Annotated in this window: 15 protein-coding genes; 4 read left to right on the top strand and 11 right to left on the bottom strand. The window is 28.5% G+C overall.

What is annotated here, in order from left to right; translation table 11 throughout:
• Positions 1-4 precede the first annotated feature (4 nt).
• Positions 5-205: a dodecin family protein gene (locus tag BX611_RS02630; RefSeq protein WP_115877931.1), complete on the bottom strand. Its 201-nt coding sequence runs from the start codon at positions 203-205 to the stop codon at positions 5-7.
• Between the two features lie 113 nt (positions 206-318).
• On the opposite strand from BX611_RS02630, the gene BX611_RS02635 reads away from it, so the two are divergent.
• Positions 319-1,065: a DUF2490 domain-containing protein gene (locus tag BX611_RS02635; RefSeq protein WP_115877932.1), complete on the top strand. Its 747-nt coding sequence runs from the start codon at positions 319-321 to the stop codon at positions 1,063-1,065.
• Positions 1,066-1,086: 21 nt separating this feature from the next.
• Here BX611_RS02635 and BX611_RS02640 read toward each other — a convergent pair whose 3' ends face one another.
• The 5 genes from BX611_RS02640 to BX611_RS02660 form a co-directional block, all read right to left on the bottom strand.
• Positions 1,087-1,539 carry a GNAT family N-acetyltransferase gene (locus tag BX611_RS02640; protein ID WP_147296388.1) on the bottom strand — a complete coding sequence of 151 codons (453 nt, stop codon included), beginning with the start codon at positions 1,537-1,539 and terminating at the stop codon, positions 1,087-1,089.
• An 11-nt stretch (positions 1,540-1,550) separates the two neighbouring features.
• Positions 1,551-2,867, bottom strand: coding sequence for a phosphoribosylamine--glycine ligase (locus tag BX611_RS02645; RefSeq protein ID WP_240324945.1), 1,317 nt, complete (start codon positions 2,865-2,867; stop codon positions 1,551-1,553).
• Between the two features lie 179 nt (positions 2,868-3,046).
• On the bottom strand, positions 3,047-3,358 hold the full coding sequence (locus BX611_RS02650) for a hypothetical protein (RefSeq protein WP_115877934.1): 312 nt from the start codon (positions 3,356-3,358) through the stop codon (positions 3,047-3,049).
• 427 nt (positions 3,359-3,785) lie between these two features.
• Positions 3,786-4,973 (bottom strand): pyridoxal phosphate-dependent aminotransferase, encoded by a 1,188-nt coding sequence (locus BX611_RS02655; protein WP_181897225.1) that lies wholly within the window; start codon positions 4,971-4,973, stop codon positions 3,786-3,788.
• Positions 4,974-4,985: 12 nt separating this feature from the next.
• Positions 4,986-6,086 carry a fatty acid desaturase family protein gene (locus BX611_RS02660; RefSeq protein WP_115877935.1) on the bottom strand — a complete coding sequence of 367 codons (1,101 nt, stop codon included), beginning with the start codon at positions 6,084-6,086 and terminating at the stop codon, positions 4,986-4,988.
• Positions 6,087-6,235: 149 nt separating this feature from the next.
• On the opposite strand from BX611_RS02660, the gene rsmG reads away from it, so the two are divergent.
• Both rsmG and BX611_RS02670 read left to right on the top strand, forming a co-directional pair.
• Positions 6,236-6,862, top strand: a complete 627-nt coding sequence (gene rsmG / locus BX611_RS02665; protein WP_115877936.1) for a 16S rRNA (guanine(527)-N(7))-methyltransferase RsmG — start codon at positions 6,236-6,238, stop codon at positions 6,860-6,862.
• A 68-nt stretch (positions 6,863-6,930) separates the two neighbouring features.
• Positions 6,931-7,110, top strand: coding sequence for a hypothetical protein (locus BX611_RS02670; RefSeq protein WP_115877937.1), 180 nt, complete (start codon positions 6,931-6,933; stop codon positions 7,108-7,110).
• Between the two features lie 75 nt (positions 7,111-7,185).
• Here the strand turns inward: BX611_RS02670 and pruA are convergent, their stop codons facing one another.
• A complete protein-coding gene (gene pruA / locus BX611_RS02675; protein WP_115877938.1) occupies positions 7,186-8,904 on the bottom strand; it encodes an L-glutamate gamma-semialdehyde dehydrogenase in 1,719 nt (572 codons plus the stop codon).
• Between the two features lie 107 nt (positions 8,905-9,011).
• Between pruA and BX611_RS02680 the strand changes: the two genes are divergently transcribed.
• On the top strand, positions 9,012-9,713 hold the full coding sequence (locus tag BX611_RS02680) for an NRDE family protein (protein ID WP_115877939.1): 702 nt from the start codon (positions 9,012-9,014) through the stop codon (positions 9,711-9,713).
• Here BX611_RS02680 and BX611_RS02685 read toward each other — a convergent pair.
• From BX611_RS02685 to BX611_RS02705, 4 genes are all read right to left on the bottom strand, one after another.
• Positions 9,710-10,870, bottom strand: a complete 1,161-nt coding sequence (locus tag BX611_RS02685) for a DUF3667 domain-containing protein (protein WP_115877940.1) — start codon at positions 10,868-10,870, stop codon at positions 9,710-9,712. The genes BX611_RS02680 and BX611_RS02685 overlap by 4 nt on opposite strands.
• A 3-nt stretch (positions 10,871-10,873) precedes the next feature.
• On the bottom strand, positions 10,874-11,260 hold the full coding sequence (apaG, locus tag BX611_RS02690) for a Co2+/Mg2+ efflux protein ApaG (RefSeq protein ID WP_115877941.1): 387 nt from the start codon (positions 11,258-11,260) through the stop codon (positions 10,874-10,876).
• 174 nt (positions 11,261-11,434) lie between these two features.
• A complete protein-coding gene (locus BX611_RS02695) occupies positions 11,435-12,367 on the bottom strand; it encodes a carbon-nitrogen hydrolase family protein (RefSeq protein WP_115877942.1) in 933 nt (310 codons plus the stop codon).
• A gap of 756 nt (positions 12,368-13,123) precedes the next feature.
• Positions 13,124-13,756 (bottom strand): hypothetical protein, encoded by a 633-nt coding sequence (locus tag BX611_RS02705; RefSeq protein ID WP_147296389.1) that lies wholly within the window; start codon positions 13,754-13,756, stop codon positions 13,124-13,126.

A 13,756-nucleotide genomic window follows, 5' to 3' on the forward strand; every position in this document is an offset into this window, starting at 1 on the left:
AAGTTTATTTTACCTCGAAAGTAATTTTAACATTTACTCTAAATTCTGATACTTCACCTTCATTAACTACAACACTTTGAGATTGTACAAAAGCAGACTTTATATGATTTACACTTTTAGAAGCATGTGAAACTGCCTTTTTAGTAGCATCTTCCCAACTTTCATAAGAACTTGCCATTACTTCAATAACTTTCATTACTGCCATTTTTTTATTTTTTTAATTAATAATAACTAAAAATACAAAAAAATACTTAGAAATGACAATTCTCATAAATTGCATTTTTTAATAGGTTTATCTTCGCATCTTATTTATAATTTATGAAAAAAATTATTTTTGCGCTCCTTATTTTAAGTATTTGTGGCAAAATAAATGCACAAACTGAAACTTTGAAGGATAATGGTTCTTGGTTTACTTTTTTGAACAAATTAAAGGTTTCAGAAAAAATTTGTATTGGTAATATAGTACAACAACGTAACGTTAATTTTTTAAAAAATACCCAAGCTATTATTTTAGCTTCGAGTATTAATTATAGGCTTTCAAAATATTTAAGTATTGGTTTAGGATATCTGCATTATACATCGTTTCCGTATGGAGCTTTACACCCTTCTATTAAAAAAAAAGAAAATAGATTTTTTCAAAATATAACTCTTAATTCTAATGTTGGAAAAGTAAAAATTAGTAACTGGTTACAATTTGAAGAGCGTAATATAGATTTAATAAATTCAAATATAACTCCTAATGTAATTGAAGGAGATAAATATGTGAACCGAATTAGATATAGAATTCAAGCTTCAACCAATTTATTAAAGTTAAAAAATGAAACCTTTATTATGGGTAAATTATCTAATGAAATTAGAATTCGTTTTGCCGGTGGCGGAATTTCAACTCCAAATTTTGACCAAAATAATTTTGCTGCTTTATTAGGTTATAAATTGTTGCCCAACTCATCTGTTTGGATTGGTTATGGCAGGTATTATTATCGTAAAAACTCAGAACTTTATGTCTCTAACAACCTATTACATGTTAATTTAAGCTACGATATTGATTTAACCAAAAAGAAATAATAAAAGGCTGTTTTAAAACTATTAAGGAATGTACGTTAAAACCCATTCCTTATTATTTTTAGCATCACTTTCTGCAATTAACTTGAAATCATTCTTTTGATAAAAATATTTTAATGATTCTTCTTCAATCACAAGCCAAAACTTTTGATTTATAGCTGTTTTTTTAATTTCAGACAACCATTTTGATGCTAATTGTTGATTTCTTTTTGAAGGAATTACCCAAACAAAACCAATATAAAAGTAATTTTCAGTATATAAATACTGATGTTTTTTTTCAAAAGAAGTCCTATTCGGATGACCATTTTCAAATACAATTCCACCAGCAATTAGCTCTTCATTTTCTTTAAAAACATATATTGAAGATGAATTCTTAAATTTATCCCATTGTGGAACTATAATATCTTGCCAATCTTGAGGTAAAATATTAAAAAATTGTGCTGGTGAATTAGCTATTTTATTAAATTCAATTTCCATTATTAAACTTTTTACAATAAACCCCAAGACATTAATTTATCCGATTCATCAAACCACCTGTCTCCAATATCCGTTCGGTAATAACTATTATTTACAATAATATTAGCAACCTTACTATACATTACTTTTTGAGCATCTTTCATAGTTAATCCAGTACCGCTAACCATTAATGCAATTCCAGTATTACCCGTAATTAACCATTCTCCATTAATACTTTTTAAATGCATTGGATGTATTCCTTCCTTAACTTCTTTTTTAAATATTACAACTGAATCTTTTGAAAATAAATCGAAGGTTTTTTTATCGTTATAAGGAAATGGAGGAACCACTATAAAAACGCCTATTTGAAATCCTTTTTTAGCGTTTATAGTAAAATTTTCACCTTTGGCTATTTTGTATAACATATTTCCAATAGGTTCATTTATACCTGTTCTTTGAATAAATACTTGTGGAAATCCAAATCTGGAAGTAAATTCTAAAGGATAAATACCATTACCATTAACTATACAATTAATATCAATATGACCTACAAAATCTGATTTTGCCAATGTTTTTTCAAACTTTTTTAATGTAGCTTCAAATATTGGAGATTCTTTTACCCAAAGCATACTGCTTCCCATTTCTCCCGTAGAAACACCTAATTCCTTAGGAAATAGTTTTTTATGCTCAAAAGTGATATTTAAAGGACGCAAAAATTCATTTCCATTAAAAAAAGCACTTACAGATATTTCAACACCTTTTACCTTTTTTTGAAGTTGAAAATTTCCAAAATTATTTCCCCAAGATTTTTCATACGCTTTTAAAACACGAATAACGTCTTTACCTTCATCATCACTTCCAACAAAAAGTAATTGTTTTAATTCTTGAATTTCGCCACAAGGCTTAATTACATAAGAATCAGGGTGTTTTTCAATATAATTTATAGCATCTTCAAAATTTTGAAATTCTTTCGATGGTATAATTTTTACCTTGTGTTTTTGAAGTTCCTCGTGTCCGAAATTCCTATCTAGTTCCAGTTTATCGGTATATTCGCTACCACCAAAAACTATTTTTCCTGAAGCTCTAAGATCTTGACATACTTGTCCATAACCCGTATAATCAAAAACTATAATATCCGCCCAATTAATATGCTTTGCCCAATCTTTTACTTTTGCTACAAAACCATAGCCAATTTCTTTAGATGGCTTATCTTCAATATACATTTTTACATCGTTCCCTTCCAATAGCGTTGCATAAGCAATATCTAAAGATTCTCCCCACCTAGAAACAAATAGAAAATTTCTTTTTATGTTTCTCTCATTTTTTAAATGAGTCTTTTTTATGTTCACTTATATTTTAAAAATTTATTTTGAATTAATTTAAATTAGGGTGCCTGAAACTGTTATTACTAACGATAAAATATTTATTCAGCAAGAAAAGATTTAAAGAGTTCTTGAGTACTCTATTCTGAATATGCTCAATGTGACAAATTGAGTTGAATTTTATTTTTCAGACACCCTTTTTAATATTATTCTTCTTCTATTAATTGTAGTTTAACAATGGAATAAGACTCATATTCCTCATCATTTTCATCTGTTTTAGTTTCAATTTTATAGGTAACCTCAAACGTTTCACCAATAAATTCATCTTCTAAAAGATTGTATTTTTCTGCTGCTTCTTTACTTATTGTTTCAAAATAAAAATTATTATCTTCTTCATCAGTAAAATAGTAATAACCATCTTCAAAACCATCAAAAGATGCTTTCATAGTTACAGTTTCTTGAGTGATTTTTGTAAAACCCAAAGATGCTAACGTAAATAATAAAATAAATGCTTTCATTTTTTTAATTTTTTTAAAGTAATTTATATTTTAATTTTATTCATATTTACTGTTTTTAGGAAAATATTTTATACCTAAATACACTACAAGTTAAAACCTGTATTAAGTGTGCTAAAAAAATAAATATGAACTCTAAAACCTGCAGATAATTTACTATTACTGCTGATTTTTAAAAGAGAAGTTAACTTACAATTCAATACCTTTTCTAAAGGTTTGCTTTTGAATATGACTTCCTAATTTTCAAAAGCTTGAATCTTAAAATATTTTATTTCATAAAATAAAAATTAGTACATATACATTGTAAATCAATACAAATGTAATTCAAAAAGTAATATCTTTTTAAAAATTATTTATAAAAAAATCATCATGAAAAAAGGCTTTTCAAATTAATGAAAAGCCTCTTTTATATTAAAAAAATTAAAATTTATTAAGCCAATGCTTTCTCAATTCTTGAAACAGCCTCTCTTAAATTTTCTTCAGAAGCTGCATAAGATATTCTAATACAATCTGGCGCTCCAAAAGCTTCACCAGTAACTGTTGCAATATTCGCTTCTTCTAATAAAAATAAAGAAAAGTCGGTTGCATTTTCAATTTTATGTCCTTTAATTTCTTTTCCAAAAAATGCAGAAACATCTGGAAAAATATAAAATGCACCTCCTGGTTTATTCAATTTAAAACCATCAATATTTCCTAACAAATCCAACATCATGTCTCTACGTTTATGAAATTCATCTACCATATATTGAATTTTAGAAACTGGTGCCTCCAAAGCTGCTATAGTTGCTCTTTGCGCAATACAGTTTGCTCCAGAAGTTATTTGACCTTGTAATTTATTACATGCTCTTGCTATCCATTCTGGACCTCCAATATAACCAATTCTCCAACCTGTCATTGCAAATGCTTTTGCAACACCATTTACAGTTATAGTTCTATCATACATACTTTCAATAGCAGCAAAACTAAACATTGGTTCCCCATAATTAATGTGTTCATATATTTCATCAGAAAGCACATAAATATTTGGATATTTTTCTAAAACAGCTGCCAAAGCTCTATACTCTGCTTCGCTATAAATAGTACCACTTGGGTTATTTGGCGAATTAAAGAATATCATTTTTGTTTTTGGCGTAATTGCAGCCTCTAATTGTGCTGGTGTAATTTTAAAATCCGTTTCAATTGTTGACGGAATTTCTTTATAAGTAGCTTCTGCCAAAGTTGCAATAGCAGAATAGCTTACCCAATAAGGTGCTGGTAATAAAACCTCATCTCCTGGATTTAATAATACCATTGCTATATTTGCAATAGATTGTTTTGCCCCCGTTGAAACCACAATTTGACTTGGTTTGTACTCTAAATTATTATCGCGTTTAAACTTAGTAATAATTGCATCTTTTAAGTCGGCATAACCATCAACAGGGCTATATGAATTATAATTATCATTAATTGCCTGGATTGCTGCATCTTTAATAAATTCAGGAGTATTAAAATCTGGCTCTCCCAAACTTAAACTAATAATATCTTTTCCTGCTGCTTTTAATTCTCTTGCTTTAGCTGCCATTGCTAAAGTTGCTGATACTGGTAAACTGTTAATTCTGTCTGATAGTTGATCCTTCATAACTTAATTAATTTAAGCGTAACTAGGTTTTACACCTAATGCTTTTAGTTGATTAAAATGTTCTAATATTGCTTTTCTAAATGTTTTGTATTCGTTATATGGTAAATTAAATTCCTTTGCAGTTTCCTTTACAATTTTTGCAATTTTCCCGTAATGAATATGAGAAATATGAGGAAAAATATGATGTTCAACCTGATGGTTTAAACCTCCAGTATACCAAGAAATAAATTTATTTGTTGGGGCAAAGTTAGACGTTGTATATAACTGATGAATGGCCCAAGTATGCTCTAAATGTCCTTCTTTATCAGGTAATGGCATTTCTGTTTTTGGAACTACGTGTGCTAATTGAAAAACAACACTCAAAATCATTCCAGCGGTATAATGCATTACAAAAAATCCAATTAAAACTTTCCACCAAGCAATATCTAATACTAACAAAGGCAAAACAATCCAAAGTAAGTAATACACAATTTTAGTTACTATTAAAATTGTCCATTCTTTTGCTGGGTTTGGAAACTCTCCATAAGAAAGTTTGCGTTTTAAATAACTATGCATTTGTTTAAAATCGGTTGTAATTGCCCAATTTATAGTTAACAACCCATATAAAAATATGGAGTAGTACTTTTGAAACCTGTGAATTCCCAACCATTTTGAATGTTTTGAAAAACGAATAATTCTTCCTGCATCAATATCTTCATCATGACCTTGTATATTAGTAAATGTATGATGTAAAACATTATGCTGCACTTTCCAATTGTATACATTACCTGCAAGTATATAAATACTGCTTCCCATTAATTTATTAACCCATTTTTTACTTGAAAATGATTCGTGATTACTATCATGCATTACATTCATACCAACACCTGCCATTCCAATTCCAATTACAACTGTTAATAAAAGTAATGCCCATTGTGGCATAGAAACAGTTAAAATTAAAACCAATGGAATTAAAAACACACTAAACATTATAATTGCTTTTGTATATAATTTCCAGTTTCCTGTACGTCTTATCTTATTTTCTTTAAAATAAGTATTCACTCTTTTATTAAGAGTTCTAAAAAATTTAGCTTTATCATTTCTTGAAAAGCTAATTGTTTTGTTATTATTCATAATACTTTTTATATATATAAAATGTATGCGCCAAAATTAAGCCATTTTAAGTTTTTAAATTAATTTTTGGGAAAAATATAACAATTTTAGAAAAGATGTTAATTTAATTTTTGAAATAGTAATTTTACAGCCTAATATTTTTAACAATTATGGAAACAATTATAAATCATTTTTCTAATTTATCTGAAACACAAATAGCGCAATTTTCAAAATTAGAAGACCTTTATAAATATTGGAATGCACAAATTAATGTAATTTCCAGAAAAGACATTAATGAATTATATACAAAACATGTTTTACACTCTTTAGCTATAGCCAAAGTACAACCTTTTAAACCTCAAGCATCAATTTTAGATGTAGGTACAGGTGGTGGTTTTCCTGGGATTCCTTTAGCAATATTGTTTCCTGAAACTAATTTTTATTTGGTAGATTCCATTGGTAAAAAAATTAAAGTTGTTAATGAAGTTGTTAAAGAATTGGGTTTAAAAAATGTAAAAGCCGAACAAATTAGGGCAGAAAATGTTAAAGGTGAATTCGATTTTATAATTAGTAGGGCTGTAACTAAAATGGATGATTTTGTAAAATGGGTTCGAAAAAAAATAGCTAAAAAGCAGCTTCACGAAATTAAAAATGGCATCTTATATTTAAAAGGTGGTGATTTAACTGACGAATTGGCAAATTTTCCAAATGCGACAACTTATAATTTAACTGATTTTTTTGAAAATGATTTTTTTGAAACTAAAAAAGTGGTTCATATTCCTTTAAAGAAAAGATAAATATGACATTTGTTACTTTTTTATTTAAAATTAAAAGATATTTTTGTCTTAAATTAAAATATTAGATTATGAGCCAAGTTAAAGCATGTTTAGTTTGTAAAAAAGCAGCAACCGAAATACCTGTTACTAAATTTTATTATCAGGAAAGTGAATTTTATATCTGTCCGCAACATATGCCAACTATTATTCACAATCCACAAGAATTAATTGGGTTATTAGATGGTGCTGATAGTTTTAAAGGAGTATAATTAAAATTAAATCCATAAAAAAACTCGCCAAATGGCGAGTTTTTTGTTATTTTAAATAGCAATCTAAAGTTGGGGTTATTTTTTAAACTTGTCTTTTAAATCTTTACTAAATTCTTTTAATTTTTCAATTGCAGTTTCAACTTCTTTTTCAACAGTTTCAATAGTACTTTCTTTTAAGAATGGATATCTATAATCTGTTGGTGGAACAAAAGTTTCTTTAATTGTTCGGTTACTTACCCAACGTAATAAATTCCAAACTGAACCCGCTTTGTCATTGGTTCCAGATCCACGAGCTCCACCAAAAGGTTGTTGCCCTACAACAGCACCGGTTGGCTTGTCATTTATATAAAAGTTACCTGCTGCATTTTCTAATTTATTAGTTGCAATATCAATTACATAACGATCTCCACTAAAAATAGCTCCCGTTAATGCAAACTCTCCAGTTTCATCAACTAAATCTAATGATTCTTGCCATTTTTCATCTTCATAAACATAAATAGTAATTATTGGTCCAAATAATTCCGTACACATGGTATCGTATTTTGGATTTGTAGTTACAATTACAGTTGGTTCAATAAAATATCCAACAGAATCATCATAACCTCCTCCAACAATTATTTCAGCATCGGCATCCTTTTTAGCTTGATCTAAATAACCCGATAATTTTTTAAAAGCTCTATTATCAATTACAGCATTTATAAAGTTTGAAGTGTCTTCTGGTGATCCCATTTTAAATGATTTCACATCTTTAATAACCGCTTCCTTAATTGCAGGCCATAAACTAGCCGGCATATAAGCTCTTGAAGCTGCAGAACATTTTTGACCCTGATATTCAAAAGCACCTCTTGAAATTGCTGTTGCAACTTCTTGAGCATTTGATGAAGGGTGTGCCCAAATAAAATCTTTCCCTCCTGTTTCTCCAACAATTCTAGGATATGTTTTGTAGGTATTCATATTTTTACCTATAGTTTCCCAAAAACTATTAAATACAGGTGTTGATCCTGTAAAATGCACTCCAGAAAAATCTGGACTATTTAATAAAACATCTGTAATTGTACTTGAATTACCCGTTACCATATTTATTACACCATCAGGTAAACCGGCTGCTTTAAATAATTCCATAATCACTTGTGCAGAATACACCTGAGATCTTGCAGGTTTCCATATAATAACATTCCCCATTAAAGCTGGTGCTGCAGGTAAATTACCCGCAATTGCAGTAAAATTAAAAGGTGTAATTGCATATACAAATCCTTCTAACGGACGGTATTCCATTCTGTTCCAAATACCCGGAGAAGATTGTGGTTGGTTACTGTATATTTCTGTCATAAATTCTACGTTAAAACGTAAAAAATCAATCAATTCACAAGCTGCATCTATTTCTGCCTGAAAAACATTTTTAGATTGCGCAATCATGGTTGCAGCATTCATTTTATAACGGAAAGGTCCTGCCAGTAATTCAGCAGCTTTTAAGAAAATTGCAGCTCTGTGTTCCCAACTTGTTGCAGCCCATTTTACACGAGCTTCAGCAGCCTTTTTAACAGCCAATTCTATATGCTCTTTATCTGCAGTATGATATTGCCCAACGCAATGTTTATGATCGTGTGGTGGATTAATATCAACTGTGTTTCCGGTTCTAAATTCTTTTCCTCCAATGTAAAAAGGAATGTCTACCTTTTCATTGTACATTTTCTTGTAAGTATCCAATAATAATTTACGCTCCGGACTTCCTGGTGCGTAAGATTTTACGGGTTCATTTACTGCTTTCGGTACATTATAAAATCCTGTCGCCATATTAATATTATTTTATAAATTTTTACTTTAAATTTGCCTACAAAGTTACAAAATAGTATTGACTTATTGTTTTTGAAACTAATACTGATTAATCAAATTTTGATAGTATGTGTACCGTTACCTTTTTACCATTAAAAAATAATAATTTCATATTAACATCTAATAGAGATGAGACTCCACTTAGGGAAACGCTGCCTCCAAAAGAATATTTAGAAAATGGTATTAAAATGGTTTTTCCGAAGGATAAATTAGCCGGTGGAACCTGGATTGGAACTAGTTCTAAAAACAGACTGGTTTGCGTACTTAATGGTGCATTTATAAAACATACAAGAAAAACTAATTATAAAAAAAGCAGAGGTTTAATTGCAAAAGAAATACTTCAAACAACTAATTTTCAAGAATATATTAAAGATTTAGAATTAGAGGGAATTGAGCCTTTTACAATGGTTATTGTTGATTGGAATGAAAATAATTTGAACTTGTTTGAACTAATATGGGATGAAAACCAAAAGCGCTTTAACAGGCTTCAAAATGAGCCTAAAATTTGGTCCTCAGCAACTTTGTATTCAGATGAAATAAAAGCGCTTCGAAAAAAATGGTTTAAAAACTGGATTAAAAAAAATGATTTTAATTCTTCAAATATTTTACAATTTCATCATTCAGAAATTGGTGATAAAGAACAAGCTGTTTTTATGAAGCGTCCATTTGTTGAAACCGTAAGTATTACTTCAATAAAAAAAGAAAACAAAACTATTGAAATGTTATATGAAGATGTTATACATTCTAAAAAATTGTTACTTACTATTTAACTTATAAACAAGGATAAAATTGCTACAATTATAAATCCTACTAATGCTAAAAACATATAATAACTATTTAAAAGAATGTATTTTATAATTGTTTTAAATCTACCTTGTTCATAAAAATAACGCAATGCTTTGTATAAATAAAATAAAAATAATAATGTAAAAACCCAGCCAACATTATTCATTTTAACAAAAAAACCGAATAAATAAAAAATTATTAGTAATAGAAAAAATACTGTTTGAGTATTAAATACAAAAACTAAATGCTCCATATAAGTGTACTTTTTTCTAATATAAAGCAGCTTTAAAAAAAGTGTGAAAATTGGTAAGAAAATAAACAGTGAAATAGAAATATATGAAGTTAATTTTTTGAAATATTCCTTGCCTCCATCCTCTTTTAAAGTATTATAATTTTTATTTACACTAATTGCCTGCTGACTATAAAATCTATTCCAAAAAGTATTTTCAATACCCAAACTATCTAACATTTGTTCGTTTGTTAAATCTGGATTATTTTTTTGAAACTCGTAAAAAAGTTGAAGTCTTTTAACAATAGAAGTGTTTTTAGTTGAATCTGCTTCTGAAAGTTTAATGGAGTCTTTTTTGGCAGTATTTGTTGCTGTTTCATACAATTTAAAAACATTGCCAACTTCAGCAATTGTTTTAACTTTTGTTGAATCGTCTGGAATTTTATCAATTACCTTTTGTTGTACATTGGTAATTATTGAATCCAACTGTTCTTGATTTACGTTAGTTATAGAATCTAAACTTTTTGTTGCTTCTGAAATGTTACCAGCTATATTTTCAGAATCAATTTTATTAGACACCCCTAATATTAAAAAGAAAATAATAGATACATTTAAATACAATTGAAAAGGATTTACAAATCGTGCTCGTTTTCCTTCAATATAATCTTTAGAAACTTTTCCTGGCTTGGTTAATAATGGAATAAAAGTGGTCCAAAAACGCGAATCGTATGAGAAAAAACCTGAAAATAAGTTATTTATAAAAACACCAAAACTTAATTTTTTAGTAGTGTTTTTTTGCCCGCAATAAGAACAAAAATTCTCATTACCATTTAATGGTTGCCCACAATTTAAACACTCTAAACCTTTAACCTGATTAGATTTAGCCTTAAATTTTATTAATTTAAACTGCATACATTAATTATGAATAGTAGAAACCATTAATTGAAATGTTGGAATATACACTTTGAAATTTCTTGACGTTGTAAAATTTACCATATTGTAATACCCTTTCATTGATCCAATAGGAGAAGTTAAAAAACAGTTAGAGCTGTATGTATGTATTTCTGAAGGTTTTAAAATTGGTTTTTTTCCAATAACTCCTGAGCCTTCAACAATTTCAGTTTTATTTAATGAGTCAAATATTTTCCAATGGCGTGCCAATAATTGCACCGTTTCATTGCTTTGATTTTCAATTGTAACCTGGTAACTAAAAGCATAATATAGCCTGTAATTTCGATAGCTTGTACCTTCAAAATTAGAGGTTACTGAAATTTTTATACCATTTGTTACTTGCTGTACCATAACAACTTACTAATTGCATTTATACCAAAGATACTAAATTTCTTAAATTAATTAAAACTTGTTAATTGTTTAATTAGATAAGTAATTAATATTTAATCACTATCCCAATAATTAAATGTTTTTGTGACCTTCTATATTATTGAAAATTAGCAATTTCTTATAGCTTTGTTGTAGCTAGTTTTTATTTGGTTGATTAATATTAAATTTAAAAACATCTGGTCTTGAATAATGTCCAACTACATCAAACATTCGCTTTGCTTTAATAATATCTTGAAGATTAATATCTGCATATAATATGCCTTCTTCCGCTTCTAATGGTCCAGCAATAACTTTCCCACTTGGTGCAATTATACAACTATTACCAACATTAATCCATTCTCTTCCCTTAGGGTAAAGTTTTTTAAATTCATACTCATTAGGAATGTCAGCCATTTTTAAAGCCATACAAGTGCTTATTACAAATAATCCGCCTTCCCTTGCAACATGCTGCATAGTTTGAAGCCAGTTTGGACTTTTATCCCATGTAGGCGAAACTAATATTTGAGTTCCAAATTCATAAATAGCATTTCTTGCCAAAGGCATAAAGTTCTCCCAACAAATTAATCCCGCTATTTTTCCAGCTGAAGTATCATAAGAGGATAAAGTACTGCCATCACCTTGAGACCATATAAGTCTTTCGCCTCCAGTTGGAATTAGTTTTCTATGTTTACCTATAATCAAACCGCTATCGTCTATGAATAATAAGCTATTAAATAAACTAGCATTACTAGTTTCAGAATTGCGTTCATGCAAACCAATTACAACATTAATTTTTGCTTTTTTTGCAGCTTTACATAGTTTACTTGTGGTGTCATCGGGAATAGAAACAGCATTTTCTACAAGTTCTAAATAAAGTTCATTTAAATCAGCACCTTTACTATTTGGTATAAGCCATACCCAATCCGGGTATCCGGATATAAAAGCTTCTGGAAAGACGATTAAGTTAGCACCTTTTTCACCAGCATCTAAAATTGCTTCACATGCCTTCTTAACAGTTTTTTCTTTGTTTAGAAAAATGGGAGAAAGTTGTGCAGCAGCTACCTTTATATTTTTTGTCTTTTTACTCATAGTTTTATGTAACTATTTAGATTAATGGAAGTTTCGGTTAGCAAACCGTAATTTTTCGATATTTAAATTTAAGTTTTTTTATTTTAGAAACATTCAATTTTATTGAATTAAGTAATTTTTATACACATTGTTGTAGCCAGTTTTATTCAACTTTTGTTTATTTTTTACAATTTTCACTTCTTCAGATTTCGTTCAATTAATTTTATATTCATTTATAATACATTATTGCGCTAAAATCTAACAGTTTCGTTTTTAAATTAAGGACTAATCAAATTTTATATTTATTAAATATTTCTTTTCTCATCGGACAATTACAAACATCTGAATATCCAAATGACATTCTATATGGACAAAAATTGTCTGAACATTTAACAAAATGAACTTTATTGCTGACACAATGTTCAACTTTGCATAAAATATGTTGGTCATTATTTAAACAACCAAAACTCTTTTTACATTTGGTTGTTTTCTCTATTAATTCTTTATCAATCTCCATAGCATTTTTGATTAAAACATTATTAAATTATTTTCAATTTTTATAAAAAAATATTCTTTTCAATTTATCGTATTTTTGAGTTTAACATTTAATTCTGCATTTTGGAATGATTTCCGCTATTTACACAACAGTCTCGGCTATGAGTAGTTATGTACGTTAGCACTTAACTTAGCAAGTATACACAAAACGAAAAATCTGGGAGGGTTTTCAGAAATAGGCGATAACAAGCAATAACATATAGCATTGTTGTACAACGTTTTTTATTTGATATTCTTTTCAGAATTCAGTTGATTTTTTACTCTAGTATTACTCAATATTGTTTTCTTGAATTTGTCAAAGTCTTCGTAATTATTTGGTGAATCTTTAAGTTGGTCATATAAAAATGATTTGTCTATTTGAGGGTAAATAATGATAGTTTCTCCAAATCGTAAATCAAACAGTTTCATATTTAGCATTAAAATTGAAAACCCATCTGGACTTGCGGAAAACACCCAATCAAATTCATTATTCTTTACTTCAAATATTCCTTGAGCTGTTAAATAAGGATAATTTCTGGAATCTACCAGTGTGTTTTCTTTAGAGCCTTTGTCATTTGTTAAAATCAGTAAAGTTAATTTATCACTTATTACCTCACTTTCAGGATTCTCATATTCTCCAATTCGTACACCTTTAAAAATGACTTCTTCGGTTTCTATTGTAAAAGGAATACTAGATACCGCATAATCATATTCAGCAACCGGAAAAGGTGATTTGTTCAAAGGATAACTCCTGAATATTTCAGCAAATTTGTCGTATGTTTCTATGTCTTGCTGAAATAACATTGAATCCCATTTAGTACTTTCAAGTTGTTGATTAGCTCTATTATTTAGTTTTTCAATATTCCATTTAGTCAC

The sequence above is a fragment of the Lutibacter oceani genome (assembly GCF_003384935.1).
Classification (GTDB): Bacteria; Bacteroidota; Bacteroidia; order Flavobacteriales; family Flavobacteriaceae; genus Lutibacter; species Lutibacter oceani.

What these genes read in the sequence shown, in the direction of transcription:
- BX611_RS02685 (WP_115877940.1), bottom strand. Translation starts at nt 10,870, where the DNA reads ATGCAGTTTAAATTAATAAAATTTAAGGCTAAATCTAATCAGGTTAAA.
- BX611_RS02655 (WP_181897225.1), bottom strand. Translation starts at nt 4,973, where the DNA reads ATGAAGGATCAACTATCAGACAGAATTAACAGTTTACCAGTATCAGCA.
- BX611_RS02650 (WP_115877934.1), bottom strand. Translation starts at nt 3,358, where the DNA reads ATGAAAGCATTTATTTTATTATTTACGTTAGCATCTTTGGGTTTTACA.
- pruA (WP_115877938.1), bottom strand. Translation starts at nt 8,904, where the DNA reads ATGGCGACAGGATTTTATAATGTACCGAAAGCAGTAAATGAACCCGTA.
- BX611_RS02695 (WP_115877942.1), bottom strand. Translation starts at nt 12,367, where the DNA reads ATGAGTAAAAAGACAAAAAATATAAAGGTAGCTGCTGCACAACTTTCT.
- rsmG (WP_115877936.1), top strand. Translation starts at nt 6,236, where the DNA reads ATGGAAACAATTATAAATCATTTTTCTAATTTATCTGAAACACAAATA.
- BX611_RS02660 (WP_115877935.1), bottom strand. Translation starts at nt 6,086, where the DNA reads ATGAATAATAACAAAACAATTAGCTTTTCAAGAAATGATAAAGCTAAA.
- BX611_RS02670 (WP_115877937.1), top strand. Translation starts at nt 6,931, where the DNA reads ATGAGCCAAGTTAAAGCATGTTTAGTTTGTAAAAAAGCAGCAACCGAA.
- BX611_RS02630 (WP_115877931.1), bottom strand. Translation starts at nt 205, where the DNA reads ATGGCAGTAATGAAAGTTATTGAAGTAATGGCAAGTTCTTATGAAAGT.
- BX611_RS02640 (WP_147296388.1), bottom strand. Translation starts at nt 1,539, where the DNA reads ATGGAAATTGAATTTAATAAAATAGCTAATTCACCAGCACAATTTTTT.
- apaG (WP_115877941.1), bottom strand. Translation starts at nt 11,260, where the DNA reads ATGGTACAGCAAGTAACAAATGGTATAAAAATTTCAGTAACCTCTAAT.
- BX611_RS02635 (WP_115877932.1), top strand. Translation starts at nt 319, where the DNA reads ATGAAAAAAATTATTTTTGCGCTCCTTATTTTAAGTATTTGTGGCAAA.
- BX611_RS02680 (WP_115877939.1), top strand. Translation starts at nt 9,012, where the DNA reads ATGTGTACCGTTACCTTTTTACCATTAAAAAATAATAATTTCATATTA.